This is a genomic window from Candidatus Nitrotoga fabula, assembly GCF_905221025.1.
Classification (GTDB): Bacteria; Pseudomonadota; Gammaproteobacteria; order Burkholderiales; family Gallionellaceae; genus Nitrotoga; species Nitrotoga fabula.
Genome location: NZ_CAJNBL010000010.1, coordinates 1 through 20,518, shown reverse-complemented (window position 1 = coordinate 20,518; position 20,518 = coordinate 1). Strand labels below are relative to the sequence as shown.

Annotated in this window: 15 protein-coding genes, 3 tRNA genes and 1 pseudogene; 12 read left to right on the top strand and 7 right to left on the bottom strand. The window is 54.0% G+C overall.

The window, feature by feature from the left end:
* Window positions 1–43 precede the first annotated feature (43 nt).
* The 5 genes from KJA68_RS04005 to KJA68_RS03985 all read left to right on the top strand — a co-directional run bounded on the left by KJA68_RS04005 (window position 44) and on the right by KJA68_RS03985 (window position 6,927).
* Window positions 44–856, top strand: coding sequence for a segregation and condensation protein A (locus tag KJA68_RS04005; protein ID WP_213035647.1), 813 nt, complete (start codon window positions 44–46; stop codon window positions 854–856).
* Window positions 822–1,412, top strand: coding sequence for an SMC-Scp complex subunit ScpB (scpB, locus tag KJA68_RS04000; RefSeq protein WP_213035646.1), 591 nt, complete (start codon window positions 822–824; stop codon window positions 1,410–1,412). Before KJA68_RS04005 ends, scpB begins: the two co-directional genes overlap by 35 nt.
* Before the next feature lie 21 nt (window positions 1,413–1,433).
* Window positions 1,434–2,219 (top strand): TrmH family RNA methyltransferase, encoded by a 786-nt coding sequence (locus KJA68_RS03995; protein WP_213035645.1) that lies wholly within the window; start codon window positions 1,434–1,436, stop codon window positions 2,217–2,219.
* Between the two features lie 291 nt (window positions 2,220–2,510).
* Window positions 2,511–2,786 (top strand): ElaB/YgaM/YqjD family protein, encoded by a 276-nt coding sequence (locus KJA68_RS03990; RefSeq protein WP_246487053.1) that lies wholly within the window; start codon window positions 2,511–2,513, stop codon window positions 2,784–2,786.
* 367 nt (window positions 2,787–3,153) lie between these two features.
* Window positions 3,154–6,927 carry a DUF748 domain-containing protein gene (locus KJA68_RS03985; RefSeq protein WP_213035644.1) on the top strand — a complete coding sequence of 1,258 codons (3,774 nt, stop codon included), beginning with the start codon at window positions 3,154–3,156 and terminating at the stop codon, window positions 6,925–6,927.
* 161 nt (window positions 6,928–7,088) lie between these two features.
* On the opposite strand, the gene lolD is transcribed toward KJA68_RS03985, so the two are convergent.
* Together lolD and KJA68_RS03975 are read right to left on the bottom strand one after the other, a co-directional pair.
* The gene (lolD, locus tag KJA68_RS03980; RefSeq protein WP_213035702.1) at window positions 7,089–7,769 is read right to left on the bottom strand and encodes a lipoprotein-releasing ABC transporter ATP-binding protein LolD; all 681 of its coding nucleotides are present in this window, start codon (window positions 7,767–7,769) and stop codon (window positions 7,089–7,091) included.
* Window positions 7,762–9,006: a lipoprotein-releasing ABC transporter permease subunit gene (locus KJA68_RS03975; RefSeq protein ID WP_246487059.1), complete on the bottom strand. Its 1,245-nt coding sequence runs from the start codon at window positions 9,004–9,006 to the stop codon at window positions 7,762–7,764. The genes lolD and KJA68_RS03975 overlap by 8 nt, the downstream gene beginning before the upstream one ends.
* Before the next feature lie 228 nt (window positions 9,007–9,234).
* On the opposite strand from KJA68_RS03975, the gene KJA68_RS03970 reads away from it, so the two are divergent.
* The 4 genes from KJA68_RS03970 to KJA68_RS03955 all read left to right on the top strand — a co-directional run bounded on the left by KJA68_RS03970 (window position 9,235) and on the right by KJA68_RS03955 (window position 13,436).
* Entirely contained in the window at window positions 9,235–10,269 is a 1,035-nt protein-coding gene (locus KJA68_RS03970; RefSeq protein WP_213035643.1) for a hypothetical protein, read from the top strand.
* A 248-nt stretch (window positions 10,270–10,517) separates the two neighbouring features.
* A complete protein-coding gene (locus KJA68_RS03965) occupies window positions 10,518–11,483 on the top strand; it encodes an acetyl-CoA carboxylase carboxyltransferase subunit alpha (RefSeq protein WP_213035642.1) in 966 nt (321 codons plus the stop codon).
* A complete protein-coding gene (tilS, locus tag KJA68_RS03960) occupies window positions 11,455–12,801 on the top strand; it encodes a tRNA lysidine(34) synthetase TilS (protein WP_213035641.1) in 1,347 nt (448 codons plus the stop codon). The genes KJA68_RS03965 and tilS overlap by 29 nt, the downstream gene beginning before the upstream one ends.
* A 341-nt stretch (window positions 12,802–13,142) precedes the next feature.
* Window positions 13,143–13,436: an HU family DNA-binding protein gene (locus KJA68_RS03955; RefSeq protein WP_213035640.1), complete on the top strand. Its 294-nt coding sequence runs from the start codon at window positions 13,143–13,145 to the stop codon at window positions 13,434–13,436.
* 410 nt (window positions 13,437–13,846) lie between these two features.
* On the opposite strand, the gene KJA68_RS03950 is transcribed toward KJA68_RS03955, so the two are convergent.
* The 5 genes from KJA68_RS03950 to gltX all read right to left on the bottom strand — a co-directional run bounded on the left by KJA68_RS03950 (window position 13,847) and on the right by gltX (window position 19,517).
* On the bottom strand, window positions 13,847–16,171 hold the full coding sequence (locus KJA68_RS03950; RefSeq protein WP_213035639.1) for an NACHT domain-containing protein: 2,325 nt from the start codon (window positions 16,169–16,171) through the stop codon (window positions 13,847–13,849).
* The gene (locus KJA68_RS03945) at window positions 16,168–17,505 is read right to left on the bottom strand and encodes a KAP family P-loop NTPase fold protein (protein WP_246487052.1); all 1,338 of its coding nucleotides are present in this window, start codon (window positions 17,503–17,505) and stop codon (window positions 16,168–16,170) included. Before KJA68_RS03945 ends, KJA68_RS03950 begins: the two co-directional genes overlap by 4 nt.
* Before the next feature lie 383 nt (window positions 17,506–17,888).
* Window positions 17,889–17,964 (bottom strand) — tRNA-Glu (locus KJA68_RS03940).
* A 23-nt stretch (window positions 17,965–17,987) separates the two neighbouring features.
* Window positions 17,988–18,063 (bottom strand) — tRNA-Ala (locus KJA68_RS03935).
* 62 nt (window positions 18,064–18,125) lie between these two features.
* Complete coding sequence (gene gltX / locus KJA68_RS03930) at window positions 18,126–19,517, bottom strand: glutamate--tRNA ligase (protein WP_213035637.1); 1,392 nt, start codon at window positions 19,515–19,517, stop codon at window positions 18,126–18,128.
* A gap of 196 nt (window positions 19,518–19,713) precedes the next feature.
* Between gltX and KJA68_RS03925 the strand changes: the two genes are divergently transcribed.
* From KJA68_RS03925 to KJA68_RS03920, 3 genes and pseudogenes are all read left to right on the top strand, one after another.
* Window positions 19,714–19,790, top strand: a tRNA-Val gene (locus KJA68_RS03925).
* A 197-nt stretch (window positions 19,791–19,987) separates the two neighbouring features.
* On the top strand, window positions 19,988–20,158 hold the full coding sequence (locus tag KJA68_RS11095) for a tetratricopeptide repeat protein (protein ID WP_420887626.1): 171 nt from the start codon (window positions 19,988–19,990) through the stop codon (window positions 20,156–20,158).
* Window positions 20,159–20,222: 64 nt separating this feature from the next.
* Window positions 20,223–20,447 (top strand): annotated as a pseudogene (locus KJA68_RS03920) (transposase); the annotation flags it as partial.
* Between the last annotated feature and the right edge of the window lie 71 nt (window positions 20,448–20,518).

The window sequence follows — 20,518 nt, the reverse complement described above, 5'->3', positions numbered from 1 at the left end:
GAACATGCCACTCTCTGGTCTATCAGTCAGGTACTCGTAAAACGTGAAAAATCAGGAGCAATCTTCAGGGAGTGCGCAGGGATTTCACATTCATGGCGAGCCATTGCTGGAACTGCCACACGATCTCTACATTCCTCCGGATGCCCTGGAAATCGTCCTTGAGACTTTTCAGGGGCCCCTGGATTTATTGCTGTACTTGATTCGCAGGCATAATCTGGATGTGCTCGATATTCCCATGGCCCAGCTTACCCGGCAATATATGGCCTATATTGAGATCATGCAGCGCAACCGCCTGGAGCTGGCCGCCGAATATTTGCTGATGGCTGCGGTGCTGATGGAGATTAAATCACGCATGCTGTTGCCACGTCCGCCGAAAGAAATGGATGCGGAAGAAGAGGATCCGCGTGCCGAGCTGACGCGTCGCCTGCTGGAATACGAGCAGATCAGGATGGCCGCGAAAAAACTGGACGAGCTGCCGCAGGCCGGGCGCGATTTCCAACTGGTTCAGGTTGTGATCGAACGGGTTACAACGCAAAATTTGCCGAATCTTACTGCGGAAGATCTGCAGCAAGCCTGGATGGTCCTGCTGGGACGCGCCAAACGGAATATTCACCACAAGATTCGCCGTGAGGAATTGTCGGTGCGCGAACAAATGACCCGGGTGTTAAGCACGCTGCGGCATGGCGAGTTTGAGCCCTTTGCGAATCTGTTCGATATGAAGGGTGGTATTGCGTCCCTGGTAGTGACTTTTATTGCAATTCTGGAGCTGGCCAAGGAAACACTGGTCGAAATTATGCAAACGGAAACCTTGGGATGTATCTATGTCCGGGCAAGTAGAAGCCTTACCGCAGAGTAAAGGGACAAATACGTTGCCGGATGCGGCGCAATTCAGGAGAATCCTGGAGGCTGCCCTATTGACTTCCACGGAGCCCTTGTCGCTGGTGGAACTGAAAAAACTAAGCGATTTTCCACTGGAAAGCCGTTTTATTGAACAGAACCTGGAGCAGCTGGCACAGGAATATGCAGAAAAGGGAGTGGAACTCAACCGGGTAGCCAATGGCTGGCGTTTTCGGGTGCGGCCTGAAATGCAGCCTTACCTGGACCGTCTTTCCCCGCAGAAACCTCCCCGCTATTCGCGGGCAGTTATGGAGACCCTCGCGATCATTGTTTACCGACAGCCGGTGACGCGCGGTGATATTGAGGAAATACGCGGTGTTGCGGTATCTTCGCAAATTCTGAAAACACTGGAGATGCGTGGCTGGATTGAGATAATCGGCACGCGCGATGTTCCCGGAAAACCCGCTTTGTACGCTACCACTAAAAAATTTCTGGATGATCTCAATCTGCGTTCCTTGCAGGAACTGCCGTCGCTGGAAGAAATCAGTGTCCTTCTCGAACAGGACGAAGCGTGAATGGCACGTGCGAACTGAGTCATGAAATTCATTCATTCCCGCAGTAATCCTTTTTTTAAAGAGTTGCTCAGGCTGGCGGGTTCGGCACGTTATCGCCGGAAAATCCGGCAGACCTTACTGGATGGCACCCATCTGTTACAGGCTTATCATCAGTTCTGCAACCAGCAACCGTTATATATGATTCTGACGGAAAATTCCATGCAGAATCAGGAGGTAACGAATTTACTGGACATGTTTCCTGATGTGCCGCGTTTGCAACTGGATGCCGGGCTGTTTGCCGATCTGTCCGAACTGAAATCGACCAGCAGAATCCTTTCCCTCATTCCGTTGCCGCATGTTCCGGCCATTCCGGTAGAAAACCGCTTTTCCCTGCTACTGGAGGATGTCCAGGACCCAGGGAATCTGGGTTCCATTCTGCGTTCTGCTGCAGCGGCAGGCTGCGATACGATATATTTATCCCGAGGGTGTGCGGATGTATGGTCACCCAGAGTGCTGCGCGCGGGGATGGGCGGACATTTTGCACTATCCATCTACGAGTCCATGGACTTGCATGCAATTGCGGCTGCATTCCAGGGGAATATTTTTGCTATGGAAGTGAATGCAGCGGCCTGCCTGTATGATTGCTGTCTCCGCGGAAATATTGCCTTTGCCATCGGAAATGAAGGGGCAGGCCTGTCAGACAGCCTGCGGACCATAATAGGCCAGCATATCACCATTCCCATGTCGGCCAGCTGTGAATCGCTGAATGTTGCCGCGGCCACAGCCATATGTCTGTTCGAAGCAGTGAGGCAGCGCAGAAGATCATGATATCCGCGCTACCTGCTTGGGAACGGCAGGACCCGCTGAAAATCCGCAGCTACAGGAGCGAATGGAAGGTATATTCCCGATTATGGATCGCACAGAGCCATGAACATGCTTGCTTTGATCAGTTTTGGTTGTTATAGTGAAAACGGTTTAGGTGATTACAGGAGTAAAACCCTAACGCCACGGGCGTTTCTTAATGGAAGGAACTGGATCATGAACATGCCAGAAGCAAAAACTTCAGGAAGTACGTTTGGAGTGACAACCGCAACAGTGGATATTTCAAAGGAGAAGCTCATGGATGATTTGAGAGTCGTAGTTGCAGATGCAGAGGAGTTGCTGAAGGCAACTGCCAATCAGACAGGGGAAAGAATAGCGGCCGCGCGGGCCAAGGCAGGGGAATCCTTGCAGGCTGCCAAGGAACGTCTGGGTAATGCCCAGGTTGCAGTAGTCGAAAAAACCAAGGCAGCTGCCACGGCGACCGATAATTATGTGCATGTTCACCCCTGGCAGGCCGTGGGTATTGCCGCAGCAGTAGGCCTTCTTCTGGGTGCCATTATTTCTCGTCGCTGATGGTTGCTTCGGAATCCTGAGACTCGGGATTCCGGATCTGGGAATACACGGATAATTAGATCCCCGTTAAACCGGCGGGAAGAAAAAATTTCTGAAAGATCCTTGATCGCTGTACATGCCCCTGTTTTTGCCGGCAATCTTTCTGTTTTTCCGGGCAAATCGTTTTTTCACGGGGAGCGTCGGGTTCGTATTTTTCCCCCCATGTTCCCCGCAGGGGGATTGCGCACTGAAAATACCAGTTTACGGCCGGACGCCATCTGCCGCCATGTGAAACAGTTAATGGCATTGCAGCCTGGGCTGGTTGTATCTTTATCTGCGCCTGTGGTGCGCAGTTAAGCGGCCTGAGCATGGCCTGACAGGATGGCAAATGACACCCACTGCTATGAACAAACTTGCATTGAACCTCACCCCTGAGCGCAAACGCAGGCTGTTATCGGCGGGTCGGATCGCTGCTATTGTCTTTATTGTTTTTTGCGCTCTTCTGTTTTTTGTCGGCCCCCCGATAGTCAAATCATTCGTAGCCAAAAAAATTGGCGAAGAAATCGGGCGACGGGTAGATTTCGGGGAAGTCTCGATCAATCCCTTCGGGCTGACGGCAACGATACGTGACATCTCCGTCTATGAACTGGATCAGCGGGCAAAGATCCTGGCCATAGATGAACTTTATGCCAATCTTTCTACGGCCAGCATTATCCATCTGGCGCCAGTAGTGAACGAAATCCGGATCGGAAAACCGGTTGTGCGCATCATCCGTACCGGGGAGAATCTTTTCAATTTCTCTGACATCGTAAACAGGATTCTGGAAAAACTGGCTAAACAGAAGCCGGATGAACCCCCTTCGTACTTTTCTTTTAATAATATCAGTGTCCAGCAGGGACGCATCGATTATGACGATCGCGTGCTGAAATCACGCCATGCCATTTCCGATCTGAATTTGTCCATCCCGTTTCTATCTAATTTGCCGCACAAGGTCGAAATTTTCACATTGCCTGCCTTCAGCGCGAAGATCAATGGCACTCCACTTGTGATCAAGGGGAAATCCAAGCCCTTTACGTCGTCCATTGAAACTTTCGTGCAGATCAATCTTGATGGTCTGGCGCTTCCGGCGTACATGCCTTTTGTTCCGGTACCGCTTAATTTCGAGCTGACTTCCGGTTTGCTGGATACGCGCCTGAACCTTGGTTTTGAACAGACAAGCAGCTCGAAAAAGGTTGTTCTCAGTGGACAGGCCGGCATACGCAAGCTGCATCTGCAGGAAAAATCAGGAGCACCGCTGATCCAGTGGGACAAACTTACGGTTCTGCTGGATAGAGTGGAACCTTTGAACAATCTGGCAAGGTTGCGCCAGATTAAACTGGAAGGGCCTGACATAGAAGTAAGCCGGATGAAGGATGGCTCCTTTAATTTGCTGCATGCGTTCAAACTGCCTGCAACAGGGCGGGACAGCAAGCCGGCCGCCCCTAAACCATCTCCTGAAAAATCGCAGCCCCAGCCGTTTGTCTTTTCGCTTGAACGTGCCGAAATTGTGAACGGGCGTTTGAGCTGGGGCGATGGGACAACCGACCCTGCCTTCGGCCCTGCAGCGCTGGTGGTCAAGCGCCTGGATGCAAGCCTGTCCAAGCTACGCACTGACATTGATTTTCCTGCGCAGATTAATGCCCGGCTGGAAACGGAAGCGGGCGAGATTCTGGATCATCAGGGGTCTTTGTCGCTCCGCCGAAAGTCCATGCAGGGCGAGGTGGTGATCACATCCCTGAAGCCGCAAAACCTGCGTCCATACTTTGCCCCATTCTTCACAGCAGATCTGGGGGGCACGCTGCTGGATGCCAAACTGCCTTACCAGCTTGCGTGGCCTGATACAGGAATCAATCTGCTGTTCACCCAAGCCAGCGTCCGCCTGCATAACCTCCAGGTAAAATTGCCAAAGGAAAAAAACAACAGCATTTCTGCCAGCGATATTGCCTTCGATGGGCTGGAGTTCGATCTGGCAAAGCAAATTGCCACGCTGGACGGCGTTACCGTGAATGCCGCAAAAATCAGGGTCAAGCGCGACCCCGATGGGAAAATTGATCTGATGTCGATGCTTGCTGATCGCTCCGGGTCCGGTAAGCAACCCGCAACGGAAAGTGTCCCCCCTGTCGCATCCAGGCCATGGCAGGCTGCATTAAAACAATTGAAAATCGAGCAATCAGATCTCCAGTTTGCTGACGAACAGGTGGCCTCCAGGAATGAAGGAAAACCGGCAGTGCAGCAGTTGAGCAATGTCGATATAACCCTAGGAAACCTTGCTCTGGTACCGCCAGGTACTGCCGCTTCCCCCTCCCCGTTGAGCCTGAAACTCAGCCACAACAAGCGTGGCACCCTGAGCGCGAACGGCAGCCTGACTTTGAGCCCGTTTGGCGCAAATCTGCAAATCGATGGAAAGAGACTGGCAGTGAATGCATTCCAGCCGTATTTTGCCGATCAGATTAATGCCGTTTTCACCAGCGGAAGCATAGGTGCCAAGGGTAAACTGATGCTGCAACTTCCGGAACATCGCCCGGTTCGCGCCAGCTATGCCGGTTCGCTCAACCTGGCGGATATCCATACACTGGATAAAATTACCGGGGATGATTTTGTGAGCTGGAAATCGCTGTATTTCGGCAATGTCAACGCCCAGGTCAATACGCAGAAAAATCCGCTGGCAGTTTCTCTTGGCAATATCGCGCTTTCCGATTTTTATGCACGGATCATTGTCAATACCGATGGACACCTTAACCTGCAGGATATTCTGGTAAAAAACGACCAGGGAAAATCCAAACCAACCAGTCTGACGCAATCCGCACCTTCTCCGGGCAAGCTGCCGCCAGCGGAAGGATTGTCCGGCACCTCCATGCCTGCCCGCGCAGCCCAGCAGGAACCAAATGCCGGAAAGGTGGAAGGCAGCCAGAGCGCCGATTCAAGACCCTTGATTCGCATCGGACAGATTACACTGCAGGACGGGAACATCAACTTTACGGACAATTTCATCAAGCCTAGCTACACTGCCAATCTGACCGGGCTGGCGGGATCGGTTTCCAAGGTTGCCTCGGATGATCCCACGCCGGCGGATGTCATCATGAACGGAAAGATTGACGATGATGGCTCGCTGGCCATTACCGGCAAGCTCAATCCGCTGGGTGCCCAGCTTTTCCTCGATCTGGTAGCCAATGCCAAGGGGATCGAGCTGACGCGGCTTGCTCCCTATTCGGCGAAATATGCCGGCTACCCGGTCACAAAGGGAAAATTGTCACTGGATGTCAAATATAACATCCAGAATGGCAAGCTGGATGCCAGCAACAACGTTTTTATTGATCAGCTGACCTTTGGCGAAAAGGTGGACAGCCCGGATGCCACCAAGCTGCCGGTATTGCTTGCCGTTGCGTTGTTAAAAAACAGCCGCGGCGAGATTGATATCAACCTGCCGATTTCCGGTTCCCTGTCCGACCCGGAATTTAGCATCGGCGGGCTTATTTTCAAGGTTATCATCAACCTGCTGACCAAAGCGATCATCTCACCGTTTTCACTGCTGGCTGCGGCTCTAGGCGGAGGAGACGAACTGGCCTATGTGGAGTTCGAACCCGGTCTGAGCAACCTGTCGCCTGCGGCAGAGACGAGGCTTGCCACCTTGTCCAAGGCGCTGAACGACCGTCCTGCGCTTAAACTGGAAATCATGGGCCGCTATGATCCGGTTACAGACCTGGATGGCGCGCGGCGTGTCTATATTGCAAATAAGGTCAAGGCGCAAAAAATTCTCAAGCTGAAACTGGGGGGCGATGAGTCTGTTAACCCTGAAGAGGTGACGGTCGGGCCTGATGAATATGTAAAATATCTGAAACTCGCCTACAAGGCGGAAAGTTTCTCCAAACCACGCAATTTCATCGGCTTGCCGAAATCCATTCCGGCGAAGGAAATGGAAAACCTGATGTATATCAACGCGCCGATTGGGGAAAATGAACTCAAGGCACTGGCTGAGCGCCGCGCGCTGGTAGTCAAACGGCATCTGGAAGAACGTGGGAAAGTGTCGAACGAAAGAATGTTCCTGGTGGCTCCCGGGAAAGTGGCGAAAGATCAAAAAGATCAGGGCAAGCCGAATCGCGTCGATTTCGTACTGAAACCGTAGGGGGATATCAGGACGGCCATGCCGGAGAGTCCGGTCGACGTCCCGTCCTGTCCACATCAGGCGCTGCATGCAGGCCGGATCAGCCCGTAAGAGCGTTTGCAGGTTTCCGTGGTTCCGTCATCGTAACTTTCCGGATTCTGTTGCGGAAGGATTACGCTGCGTCAGGTTTCGTGCAGCACTCCATTCATCAGGCGAAGCTGACGCTGCATTTTTCCCGCCAGCTCCAGGTCATGGGTGACTACAATAAAACTGGTGTGCAACCGGGTATTCAGTTCCAGCATCAGTTCGAACAATGCCTGCGCGCTGGTGCGATCCAGATTTCCGGTCGGCTCGTCTGCCAGCACGCAGGCAGGTTCGGTCACCAGCGCGCGCGCGACGGCGACCCGCTGTCGCTCGCCGCCCGACAGTTCGGCAGGCAGGTGCCCGGTACGCTGGGCGAGGCCGACCAGCTCGAGCATACGGGCTGCAACCGGAGCGGATTGTTCCCGGTTCATGCCCCGGATCAGAAGCGGCATGGCCACGTTCTCCAGCGCGGTGAACTCTGCCAGCAGGTGATGAAACTGGTACACAAAGCCCAGTGTCCGGTTGCGCAGAATGCCGCGTTCCGCTTCACTCATGGCCTGTACGTCCTGTCCGAGAATGGAGACGCTGCCTTCGCTGGCCCTGTCCAGCCCGCCCAGCAAGTGGAGCAGGGTGCTCTTACCGGAGCCGGAGCTGCCCAGGATGGCGATGCGGTCGCCGCGCATGACGTCCAGGTTGACACCTTTCAGCACCGGCACGTTCAGTTCGCCCTGTACAAAGGTTTTGCGCAAGCCATGGCAGGAAATGACAATTTCATTCATAGCGCAGCGCCTCCGCCGGTTGCGTCCTGGATGCGCGCCAGCTGGGATACAGCGTCGCAAGCAGGCTGGTGAAGAAGGAAAAGCCCGCCACGGTCAGGACATCCTTGCGCTGCAGGTCCGAGGGCAATTCGCTGATCAGATATACATCCTTGGAAAGAAATTGCATGCCCAGCATTCTTTCAATGAATGGAACGACGGTATCAATGTTCAGCGATAGCAGGATGCCGCCCGTTACGCCCAGTACTGAGCCGATCAGGCCGATCAGTGCGCCCTGGACGATGAATATCTTCATGATGCTGGCAGGAGAGGCACCCAGCGTGCGCAGAATGGCGATATCGGACTGCTTGTCGGTAACGGCCATCACCAGCGTGGAGACAATGTTGAATGCGGCTACCGCCACAATGAGGGAAAGAATGATGAACATCATTTTTTTTTCGATCTGTACCGCGCGGAAATAGTTGGCGTGCTGGCGCGTCCAGTCGCTGACATACTGGGTGAGAGGCAGGTGCTGCGCAATCTCGGCTGCTACCTGCGGGGCGAGGTCAAGGTCATGCAGGCGGGCGCTGACGCCACTGACAGAATCATTCATTTGATAGAGCTTCTGGGCGTCCTTGAGATGAACCAGCGCAAGCGAACTGTCGTAGGGTGCCATGCCGATCTCGAATATGCCGACTATGCGAAACTGCTTGAGGCGCGGCATCATCCCGGCCGGGGTAATCTGCCCCTGCGGCGAGATCAGCAAAACCTTGTCATGTAGCCTGGCCCCCAGCGTGCGCGCAAGGTCGGAGCCCAGCACAATACCGAAGCCGCCTTCCTGCAATGCATCCGTCGAACCCGTCTTCATCTTGTCGGTCAGGTCTGTAATTTTGAGCTCATCCTGTGGCAGAATGCCGCGTACCATGACCCCCTGCACATTCTGGTTAAACGACAACATGCCCTGCCCGTTCACGAAGGGCGCAGCAGCCGCAATCTGCGGGTATCCGGACAGAAGTCGCAGTGCGGGCTGCCAGTCGGACATGGAGCTTCCTTCCACGCTGATTTGCAGGTGAGGCGCAATACCCAGAATGCGCGCGCGGATCTCTTTCTGGAAGCCGTTCATCACGGAGAGAACAACAATCAGCGCGGCCACGCCCAGGGCCATGCCCAGCATGGAGATCAGCGAAATAAAGGAGATAAAATGATTGCGCCGCTTGGCACGGGTATAACGCAGACCGATAAAGAGTTCGTAAGGACGCAAATTATGAATGCCTGAAAAAATGGGAAACAGATTGTGTGCTAGTTTGCCACAAGAGGGCGCATCGTGGGGCGGGAAACGGGCGCCCGCAGAAAATTTCCTTTCCGCAAATAACATGCCGTTCGCCGTGCAAGGCTGGCTTTGCGGCGACTTCCTGTTCCATTTCAGCGGTGTAGAGGGGTACAGCCGGGCTGCTTCCGCTTCGCATCCTGTTTTTCGGGTCAATTCGCCATGAGAAATGTAGACATTGTTATTCCCGGCTTGTTTTTGCCGCAGGAGATTTGTGCCGATGCCTGCGCCGGGTTGCCGGTGCCGTTTCTGGAAAAAATGCTGGCGCGAGCCACTTTGCAACCGCTGCCGGAGAATGGGTATTCATGTGACACGCTGGAACAATGGCTTTGCCAGAAATTCGTCATGGAACGGCAGCAGGATGAACCCATCGCACTAGTTACCCTGACAGCAGACGGGATGCAGCCGGGAGACGGCTATTGGCTGCGCGCGGACCCGGTGCATTTGCAGATGCGGCGCACGCAGCTGCTTCTGCAACCCGATCTTGTGCTGGGCGCGGAAGAGGCGGCACAGTTGTGCGCCAGCCTGAACCTGCATTTTAATGCCGATGGCCTGCATTTTTTCGCGCCCAGCCCGCAGCGCTGGTACCTGCGCGTGGAAAATGCTCCGGAAATTGTGACTACCCCGTTGGCCCAGGCATCCGGCAGAGGCGTGCAAATGCACCTGCCGAAAGGCAAGGATGCCTTGCGTTGGCACAAGATATTCAATGAAATCCAGATGATCTTTTTTGATCATGAGGTAAACCGAACGCGCGAGACGCGCGGCGATCTGCCTGTCAATAGCGTGTGGCTATGGGGCGGGGGAAGAGCGACAGGGAAAATCGCTTCGCCTTACGAACGGGTTTGCGGTGACAGTTTCCTGGCGGGGGCGTTTGCCCGCACGGCTGGTATTGATCCCGGGCCGGCAGCGGGAGATTGGACCCGCCTGCCTGCCCTGGATGGCGATATGCTGGTTGCCTGGGAAGGTTTGCAGCGTCCGCTGCTGCAGGGCGACCTGCATGCCTGGCGCGATTCCGTCCTGCGCCTGGAACAGGGGTATCTGGTTCCGCTGTGGGAAGCATTGCGCAACGGAAGGGTCAGGCAGCTATCGCTGGATCTGCCCGGCGCAAGGCTCGGTTACCGGTTTGTACTGAAAAATAACGCGGCATGGAAGCTATGGCGGCTGGCAAAGCCCCTGGAGAAATACGCGTTGCGGTAGTTAAAATAAAATACCGCTCCCGCAAGAATTTCCCCGGTCCGGGTCAACTGGTAAAATGCCGGGGATGAGCGATTCCCGGACCGGCTGGCGGATAAGGAAGAACCATGCCGGAGCAATCCACTGCCCGGCATCGCCGGTGAGCGCCCGAACTGGCCGGGACATTCTGCTACGCCCGCAGCCCCGGATGTTTCTGGATGGTAACGGGCCGGATACGGTATCATTTCAACAAGCAAACCATTACGGAATTTATGAAAGCCACTTTTTTGGATTTTGAGCAGCCTATTGCCGAGCTGGAAAACAAAATCGAGCAACTGCGTTTTGTGCATAACGATTCGGCGGTGGATATCTCCGACGAGATCAATCGCTTGCAACAGAAAAGCCTTGCCCTTGCCAAGGAGATCTACGCCAAACTCACCCCATGGCAAATTTCCCAGGTATCACGCCATCCGCAGCGGCCCTATACCCTGGATTACATCCAGCACCTGTTTACCGATTTTCAGGAACTGCACGGAGACCGTTCCTTTGCAGATGACCCGGCCATTGTCGGTGGGCTGGCGCGTTTCAAAGGCCAGAGCGTGATGGTCATCGGCCACCAGAAAGGGCGCGATACCAAGGAAAGGCAATACCGCAATTTTGGCATGCCGCGTCCCGAAGGCTACCGCAAGGCCATGCGGCTGATGCGCCTGGCGGAGAAATTCGGTATTCCGGTCATGACCTTCATCGATACGCCGGGTGCCTATCCCGGAATCGGCGCCGAAGAGCGCGGCCAGTCCGAAGCCATCGGCAAGAATCTGTATGTCATGGCAGAACTGCGCGTGCCGATCATCTGCACAATCATCGGTGAGGGCGGGTCCGGGGGCGCGCTGGCCATTGCAGTCGGGGACGCTCTGCTGATGCTGCAATACGCCACCTATTCGGTCATCTCGCCGGAAGGGTGCGCCGCCATCCTGTGGAAAAACTCGGACAAATGCGCCGATGCAGCAGAAACCCTGGGCATCACCGCAACCCGGCTGAAAGCATTGGGGCTGATAGACAGGATCATCAGCGAACCGACCGGGGGCGCACACCGTGATGCCCAGGCAATGATGCAAACCCTGAAAAAAAACCTGCAGGAGGTGCTCAAGCAGGTGCAATCCCAATCCATGGACGAGCTGCTGCAAGCCCGTTTCAACCGCATCATGGGCTATGGCAAATTCAGGGAAACCGAACTTTGACCTGTCCGGGCACGTCGCCGAAGTCCTTGCCCCCCTGATTCCCCGCGGCAGCTCCATCCTGCTCGGCCTGAGCGGCGGGCTGGATTCGGTGGTGCTGCTGCACCTGCTTTACCAGCTTTCCCTGCGCTTTGCATGGCGTCTAGGTGCAATGCACGTGCATCATGGAATCAGCTCGCAGGCAGACGACTGGGCAGCATTCTGCGGGGATCTATGCGCGTTATACGGCGTGCCGCTGCAAATTCAAAGGGTGGACATCCAGCCGCTGCGCTCGCTGGGCATCGAGGCGGCGGCACGCAAGCTGCGGCACGATGCGCTCTCGCAACAACAGGCGGATTATCTGGCGCTGGCGCACCACCAGGATGATCAGGCGGAAACCCTGCTGCTGCAACTGTTGCGCGGGTCAGGCGTGCGCGGAGCCAGCGCCATGCCGCCGGTGAAGCATCGCGCAGGTGCGCCGGTCCTGTTGCGACCGCTGCTGGATGTGCCGCGCTCCCGGCTGCTTGACTATGCGTGTCAGCACGCCCTGCAATGGGTCGAAGACGAAAGCAATGCCGATGAAGCCTACCCGCGCAATTTCCTGCGTCACCGCATTCTTCCGCTGCTGGAACAGCGTTTCCCCGCCTGCCGGAAAACGCTCGCACGCAGCGCGCGGCTGTTTGCCGAAGCGGCCGGGCTGCTGGACGAACTGGCAAGACAGGATGCGCGCGAAGCGGTTGCAGATCATCGTCTGGAGGTAAGCCAGCTGCGCGCGCTGGAGATTGCCCGCGGCAAAAATCTGTTGCGCTATTTTCTGGCCGTACAGGGTGCGCCTATCCCGGACAGCACGCGGTTACAAGAAATGCACCGGCAATTGTGCAATGCGCGTGACGATGCACAGCTGTGCATCGACTGGCAGGGCTGGCAAATGCGGCGATACCGCAACCGTGCCTATACCATGCCTGCGCTGCCGCCCGTGGCAGATTTCTGCCTGGTCTGGCATGGCGAACCCGAAATATCCCTGCCTGTTCCCCATGGCACGCTTATTTTCATGCCGGTCACCGGGCAGGGCATCCGTCTCGACAAACTCCACCCCGGGGAAATCAGGATACGTCCACGCAGGGGAGGAGAGCGCATTCGCATGGGGGCTGCGAGTCGCCAGCATAGCCTGAAAAATCTGCTGCAGCAGCATGAAATATTGCCCTGGCAACGCGATGCACTGCCGCTGCTGTTTTGCGGTGATGTCCTGGTGTGCATTCCCGGCATAGCCATAGCCAGCACGTACCAGGCACAGCCGGGCGAAGCCGGGATGGAGGTGCTCTGGCATGCGACGCCATCCTGATGGCATAAATGCTGCATTCACGAGGGTTTTTGCTGCTGGCGTGGTTAAAGGCTGGCGTGACGGTAGCCGCAAACCGGATCGTTGGTGGAGAATGATCAGGGTGGTAAATATTAGATTATTATAAATCAAAATGTTATATTGGTCCGTGCCGCCATCTCCTGGGTTGTTGTGCGGTGTTTTTCGGCCTTGTTCCTTGCAGAATAGGTTTTTAAATGGGTAAAACCCACGCCATCTGTTAAAAAAATGTTACTCAACGCATGAATAGTTTTTATAATTTCTTGTAATTGATGGCATGACTTGGTACAGTGCACCGTCTTTTCAACCACTAGGGAGTCAATACTATGAATAAAACCGAGCTGATTGATGCAGTAGCCAAATCCACGAAGCAGACCAAGGCCAGCGTGGAGGAAACCCTGAACGCATTGATGGCCACGATTCAGACCTCGCTGACCAAAGGAAGCAACGTTCAGCTGATTGGTTTTGGCACGTTTGCCGTTGAAACGCGTGCTGCCAGGGTCGGTCGCAATCCGGCCACCGGCAAGGAGCTCAAGATTGCTGCCAAAAATGTCGTCAAGTTCAAGGTTGGCAGCAAATTGAAAGACGCAGTTGCCAGCGCAAAAATCAAGAAGAAATAAAAATCCGCTTTCGTTCCCAAAATTTGCGGCAGGCGGAGTATGGGTTGCCTGCCGCAGGTTTCCATCCCCAGGGGTGCAATGCCCCGGTGAAGTGTTTAACAAGCAGCTATCCGGTGCTTCAGGTTTCTAAGATGGCGGATCAACGCCGAGTCTTGATTGGAATTCGGTCTGAAACAGCAGTCTTCTTCCAGATTGCGATTTCCCTGGGGATTCCCTGTTTTTCTGGCAGACTACATTCCTGACACCCGTAAGATTCCCCTGATATGCTACAAGCTTACCTCGTGCAAACAGTGTGTAACAATTGCGTTGTATTTTGGCCAGCCCGCAGTAGCATACCCCAGTGCTGCGAGACTGGCGCTGCAGTATCTGGAACAGCTGTTCGTCTGTTAATGGTTGAGCGCAGGTTATAATCACTCATACTGGATTGAGAGATTTCCTAGCCCTGCCAGAGGCGAGAGGTCGGAGACAGAAGTGTTACTAAGAAAAAGCGTCTTCAGATTTTCTAGCCCTGCCAGAGGCGAGAGGTCGGAGACAGAAGTGCTCCTAAGATCAAGCATCCCCAGATTTCCTAGCCCTGCCAGAGGCGAGAGGTCGGAGACAGAAGTGTTACTAAGAAAAAGCACCCTCAGATTTTCTAGCCCTGCCAGAGGCGAGAGGTCGGAGACAGAAGGGTTACTAAGAAAAAGCACCCTCAGATTTTCTAGCCCTGCCAGAGGCGAGAGGTCGGAGACAGAAGTGTTCCTAAGATCAAGCATCCCCAGATTTCCTAGCCCTGCCAGAGGCGAGAGGTCGGAGACAGAAGTGTTACTAAGAAAAAGCGTCTTCAGATTTTCTAGCCCTGCCAGAGGCGAGAGGTCGGAGACAGAAGTGCTCTCAAGATTAAGCATCTCCAGATTTCCTAGCCCTGCCAGAGGCGAGAGGTCGGAGACAGAAGTGCTCTCAAGATCAAGCGTCTCCAGATTTCCTAGCCCTGCCAGAGGCGAGAGGTCGGAGACAGAAGTGCCGCGAAAATCAATATGTTTTAGCTGTTCTTTCCATTTTCCGTTGCTGCGGATGTGTTGATTCGCGAGAATGAGTCCAGTAAGCGTCCCAAGATTTTTCTCGAAATCCCGGTTTTTATCAGAACTTTGGCTAAACAGGATATCTGCCAGGGCATCTACCCAGTCGGAGCCGCGCTCTGCTGAGAGAAGTTCAAAAAGGTAAACAAAAGTTTCGCGCCAGATGGAAAGTCCACTCCAGGTACGCAGATTTTTTGGGTTAACCGAGTCTGGGTTTGTCGTGTTCCCGGAAAAGAAGGTGGGCCTTACGATGCGGGAATCAAGGTAGCAGGCGCAGAAATATTCCTGGAAGCTCAGGTGTACAAAGGCATAGCGATCTTCTCCGCGAGGTAATAACAGGCCGCTACGGCGCGCCACCCACGCGAGAAATTCTCTTGCAGCTGAAATTGGAGCTTTTACTCCAGAATCTTCCATGGCTTCTGCCAGCCATGCTTCCACGTCTGTTTTTTGTGCCAGAAGGCCATCGTCGCTTATTTCTCTTATCGGAAACTCTGTTATGTCTGGATTCATTCGGAGTTGCTGCATCTGGAAGCCGATATAAGCCAGCCATGTCTTGCGTTCTTTCCATCCATAAGGGGCAAGGGCATCCCCAGGCAGGATATTGCGTTGCTGGTCGATGGTATTGATGTAGGCGTTGGCAATCTCATCATAGAGCAGTGCCTTGCCATCCGGCAGATGGGCGCGTTCGCGATGCACAATGGCCATCAGGCTGAGCAGGTTGGGGGTGCGGGCCAATTGCCTGGTTGCTTCCGACTTCGTTAAAGAGGCAAGCAGATCCTCGGTTTTTTGTTTTGCTTCCAGTTCCGTTCCGCAGCGTTGCCGGTACCAGTTTTCAGCGAAAATGTTGATGCGGTGCTGGTCAAATGGCATCAGGTAAAGGATTTTCGCCCATTTCTCGAACCCGGGTATATCTGTTTTTGCATCCAGCCAAACTGGCAGCTCTCCATGGGAGCTCGGATAGGATTGGATTTTCAGGTCATCATCGGGTTCTGGAATGCTGCGGTCAACCGGGCAGTCTTTATAGCCAACGATCCGGGAGGTGGCAAGTACGCAGGCTTTCTGAAACCTTGCCTGTTTGATCCATTCGGCAACGATTTTTCTGTGTGCGACGGGGATTTCATCTACGCCATCCAGGATGAGGACATAATGTCCTGAACGCATACGCGCGTGTAGGCTGGCTTTGAGGTTGTCGTCGGCTTTGACGCCGAGCAATATGTCTGCCATCAGACCCGCTAGATCGGGTAAAGTCATATCTGGTGTAAACGCTGCTGGCGGCATTTCACGCAAAATGCAAGGCAGCGGCATGCGCCCTTCAAGAACAGGAGGAAGAGGCGAGGTTAACCCCGATGACAGGCGCCACGCCAGCCACTTGCTCAGCGTGGTTTTGCCGCCACCGGGGTCGCCCAGAACGACCAATTGCTGGGAAGCTCCCAATGCATCCAGTAGATTTTGCCCTTTGGGCCATTGGCTGGGGTCGGTGTCCGGATATACCTGTTTTTCAGATAATAGCGGTGATACAAAAGTGGTTTCAATTCGAAGCGGCGGTAAGTCGCGCATGGATGGCAGCGCAAGCGTTTCGACGATGCCGTGGCGGCGACGGATTTCGCCCAGATAGGGGCGTAGCGTGAAGTCGTCCCAAAGTTTGGGCAGGGAGGGGTCGAGCGGTTTGATGGTCATGATGAGGTTTGGAGTAAGCGGGTGCGATTCAGCAAAGACGTGAAATCTCGCGCAACAAGGTTGGGATGTTCATTGATCAGGCTGTCCATCCAGAAAGTGTCGATATCGCCTGGATTAGGAAACCCGGATGTCCATGTTCCGTCGTTATTTTGCTTTCCGGAGAGTTTAAGCGCCCCGATCCATTTGTACTTGTCGTGAGTTTCCTCGGTGATCTGGTTATTGCACCATGCCGAGATTTGCATGAAGAAATCTGGATTGAAATGCCAGCGTTCCCACAGATCCCGGTGAAATTGATGTACATAAGCTGCAATCAGTATGCGCGCCGCCCAGTATTTCTGCTGTTCGGTGTTTTCTTCTGGAAAGTCCAGGTATTGCGAAAAACAGAGCCATTGACGGGCTAACGCCTTGAGTCGGCGCGGGTTGGGGGGCAGACAAGGAATCGCTGGCTTTGAATCGGATTTTTTATTGAGAATCGCACATCGTAGAGCGGTTTTGTGGTTTTCGTCTGGTATAAAATGTAATAAAAATTTCAGGGGATCGTTCGGAATGGGCAACCGGTAGATGTCAGTACAAATTTTTTCAAGATAATGGGCCGCACGAAGTTTAAGTTCTTCCCCGGAGGTATCTTTGGGTGCGGAGATTTCCTCGCGTATTGCATCCACCAGAATTCTTTCGTTCATGCCTAGGATGAATACGCAATTGGGAATGCTGAGGTAAATTTTTAAACCTTCAAGCAAGCGAAAGGCGGCTTTCGGGTTGCATCGATCGAGGTCGTCGATGAATACCGCCAGGCGGTATTCTTTTGTGGGCAACAGGCATTGAATGGTTTTTTTTAATTGATTGCGGATGGTGTCAGAGGCGAGGGCTTGTGCGTGGTGTTGCTGTTCCCATTTTTCAGCGTGTTGCTCGATTTTTTCGGCACTGATCCCCTCTAGGCCGATTGCCCTGCTTATACCAGAGACCCCGTCTAATAAGGAGTAGAGAGCGATTGTACCTATTTCCTCGAATTTAGCTTTCAACCGTTCAATGCCTTGCATCTGACGGCGTATTTCGTGGAGCAAGGCGACAACCGGAACCGGTTCATTTTGATATTGCCATGCATCGAACCAGATAGGGATGATTGTATCTGGAAGGTCGAGTGGTTCGCCGTTAGGTAGTAAGCGTTCTTTCAAGAGTTTTTCCAGTTGACGCATAAAACTGGTTTTGCCGCTGCCCCAGTCCCCATGGACACCCATAATGTGAGGCATTTCACACTTGCATATATGTTCAAGAATACGCATTTTCTCTGTTTGCCACTCAAGCTTATCTTCAAGAGCGGGGAGGTCATTGGGCATAGTGGGATCCGTCATGATCGTTGAAGAAATGGGTTATATGATAAACAAGCTAATTTTATCAGTGATCTCAATTAAAATATGCTGTACGTTGCATTACAGGCGGAATTCAAGGCTGAGGGGGAATTGCAGTCTGGGTAGGCTGTGGGAAACCATGCCGGGTTTATTCAGCGCAGGAACCGGTGCGGAATCAAATGGAGCCGGTGGGGGATTGAAATGCCCTGGCCGTCAGCAGTGAATTTTCTTCTAATTCGTGAAATGAGCCATGTGCGGTAACGGTTTAGCAGGGGATGACCTGCGTTCTGGAAATATACTCCGGAATCAATCCCGGGTAGGGAGCAGATACAAATAACAGGCAGGTGTAAAAACTAATACGCAGATATGTCTGGCGTCCCCAACGAGATTCGAACTCGTGTTATCGCCGTGAAAGGGCGGTGTCCTAGGCCTCTAGACGATGGGGACTAAAGGGCTTTTTGTTACCATTCTGGTGGAGATAAGCGGGATCGAACCGCTGACCTCTTGCATGCCATGCAAGCGCTCTCCCAGCTGAGCTATACCCCCGAAAGGTGCGCGCATTATAATGATCGGGCCTGTCCTTGTAAAGGCGGATGCCCGATTAAATGCTAAATATATCGCGCCAGTCGCGCCAGTACTTCTTCGCGCGGGAACAGGGCAATTACGGCATCCACCGATGGCGTCTGTGTCTGCCCGGTTAGCATCACCCGCAGCGGCATGGCCAGTCTGGGCATTTTCAGCCCGTGCCGGGTGATGGTTCCCTTGATCGCGGCTCCGATGGCCGCGGTTTCCCAGGGGGTGTCCTTCAGGTGTTCCGCCAGGTCGCGCAGGGCGGGCAGCGCTTCGGCAGAAAGCTGGGCATCGAGCAGCTCCTGGTTGGGGTGCAGGTCGATATAGAAGACCTCCGCTGCGTCTGCCAGCTCATTCAGGGTTGCCACCCGTTCCTTGTACAGGGCGATGATGGATTCCAGGTCGGGTCGGGAGCTGATCAGCACTCCCCGAGCGTGCAGGCGGGGGGCAACCAGTTTTGCCAGCTTTCCGTTGTCGGCCTGTTTGATGTAGTGCTGGTTCAGCCAGTTCAGCTTTTCGGTGTTGAACTGCGCGGCGGACGGAGTGATATGGTCAAGGTCAAACCAGGAGCAGAACTGCTGCGCCGAAAAGATTTCTTCGTTGCCGTGCGACCATCCCAGCCTGGCCAGGTAATTGATGACTGCTTCCGGCAGATAGCCGTCTTCTTCATACTGCATCACGCTGACTGCGCCATGCCGTTTGGAAAGCTTCTGACCGTCGTCCCCCAGTATCATCGACAGGTGCGCGTACTGGGGCACGCTGGCGCCCAGTGCCCTGAGAATGTTGATCTGGCGCGGGGTGTTGTTGACATGGTCATCGCCGCGGATCACATGGGTGATATTCATGTCCCAGTCATCCACCACCACGCAGAAATTATAGGTGGGGGTGCCATCGGCCCGCGCAATGATGAGGTCGTCCAGTTCTTCATTGTCGAATGCGATCTGTCCCTTTACCAGATCATTCCATGCAACCACGCCGGATACGGGATTCTTGAATCGCACGACCGGCTTTACGCCTGATGGGGGAGGCGGCAGCACCTTGCCCGGCTCCGGCCGCCAGCGGCCGTCGTAGCGCGGTTTGGCTCCGCGCGCACGTTGCTCCTCGCGCATCGCATCGAGTTCCTCCGAAGAGGCATAGCAGTAATAGGCCAAGCCCTGGTCGAGCAGGTTGCGGATGACCTCTTTGTATCGGCCCATGCACTGCATCTGATAGAACGGGCCTTCGTCGTAATCCAGGTTGAGCCATGCCATGCCATCCAGAATGGCCTGCACTGCTTCGGGCGTCGAGCGCTCTACGTCGGTGTCTTCTACGCGCAGGATAAAGGCTCCCTTGTGCCTGCGGGCATAAGCCCAGGAAAATAGTGCGGTGCGTGCGCCGCCAATATGCAGATAGCCGGTAGGGCTGGGTGCGAAACGTGTGCGTATGGTCATAATTAGGTAGCCAGAGAAATTCATGCAGGAACAAAACGTGCATTTTACGCCACCTTGCCGCCCGGACCACAGCAATGTGAGCCGAGGCGCATGGGCTTGCCGTGCCTGTAATCTGCGGTAGCCTTGTAGTACCCGGCATGCCCCGGTGAAATTTGAACCATCCCGGCAATTCGGTTACAATTCTAATTCGGCATACAGGCGCGTAGCTCAGCTGGTTAGAGCACCACCTTGACATGGTGGGGGTCGTTGGTTCGAGTCCAATCGTGCCTACCAGGCATCTTCCGATGTTTCGGTAAAACTGTATCTTTCGTAAAGAAGCCTCGCACACGGGGCACTTCCGGGCATCCGGATTTTCAGCAGTCCTTCCATCCCGGAATTTCAGCCTTTATCATTGCTGCATTCTCAGTTGGCCATTTGGCAGCCCTGAACATGCGATTGCATATGACAAGCGGCTCCTGGATGTATTTCCCTTGAGTGAATTGGCCACCTGTTATTTTAAACTTCAGGATTATGGGAAAAGTGGATTGTATTTTGAGCAGGCTTTGCAGATTGACCCCAGCAATCTCGAATATCGGGTGAAAAGAGCACTATGCTCAAAACTGGAAAACTCAGTAGAAATTTGGCACGAACCCGAACCATAGACCGTTTAATCGACTCCGAGATTTTTCCAGTAAACGTTACCTTAATTTTTTGGGGAAGCTTTGCCCCCAAGAGGAAACACCGGTCGTTTGCATCAACAGCAAGTGGGAAGGTATGTCCATCATCTCCAGCGTGAACAACAAAGGGACGATGCGCTGGAAGATTTTCGAGGGCGCGCTCAATGTCGGCATCCTGATCGACTTCCTGCGGCGCCTCATCAAGGGCGCCGACAAGAAGGTGTTATTGATCCTCGACAACCTTCGGGTTCATTACGGCATGCCGGTCAAGGCCTGATTCGCAAGGCATAAGGACCAGATCGAGGTGTTTTATCTGCCGAACTAAGCCAAATGATGGGCCTTGAA

What these genes read in the sequence shown, in the direction of transcription:
- lolD (WP_213035702.1), bottom strand. Translation starts at nt 7,769, where the DNA reads ATGAATGAAATTGTCATTTCCTGCCATGGCTTGCGCAAAACCTTTGTA.
- KJA68_RS03970 (WP_213035643.1), top strand. Translation starts at nt 9,235, where the DNA reads ATGAGAAATGTAGACATTGTTATTCCCGGCTTGTTTTTGCCGCAGGAG.
- KJA68_RS03995 (WP_213035645.1), top strand. Translation starts at nt 1,434, where the DNA reads ATGAAATTCATTCATTCCCGCAGTAATCCTTTTTTTAAAGAGTTGCTC.
- KJA68_RS03950 (WP_213035639.1), bottom strand. Translation starts at nt 16,171, where the DNA reads ATGACCATCAAACCGCTCGACCCCTCCCTGCCCAAACTTTGGGACGAC.
- scpB (WP_213035646.1), top strand. Translation starts at nt 822, where the DNA reads ATGTCCGGGCAAGTAGAAGCCTTACCGCAGAGTAAAGGGACAAATACG.
- KJA68_RS03990 (WP_246487053.1), top strand. Translation starts at nt 2,511, where the DNA reads ATGGATGATTTGAGAGTCGTAGTTGCAGATGCAGAGGAGTTGCTGAAG.
- KJA68_RS03985 (WP_213035644.1), top strand. Translation starts at nt 3,154, where the DNA reads ATGACACCCACTGCTATGAACAAACTTGCATTGAACCTCACCCCTGAG.
- tilS (WP_213035641.1), top strand. Translation starts at nt 11,455, where the DNA reads ATGGCAAATTCAGGGAAACCGAACTTTGACCTGTCCGGGCACGTCGCC.
- KJA68_RS03945 (WP_246487052.1), bottom strand. Translation starts at nt 17,505, where the DNA reads ATGCCCAATGACCTCCCCGCTCTTGAAGATAAGCTTGAGTGGCAAACA.
- gltX (WP_213035637.1), bottom strand. Translation starts at nt 19,517, where the DNA reads ATGACCATACGCACACGTTTCGCACCCAGCCCTACCGGCTATCTGCAT.
- KJA68_RS03955 (WP_213035640.1), top strand. Translation starts at nt 13,143, where the DNA reads ATGAATAAAACCGAGCTGATTGATGCAGTAGCCAAATCCACGAAGCAG.
- KJA68_RS03965 (WP_213035642.1), top strand. Translation starts at nt 10,518, where the DNA reads ATGAAAGCCACTTTTTTGGATTTTGAGCAGCCTATTGCCGAGCTGGAA.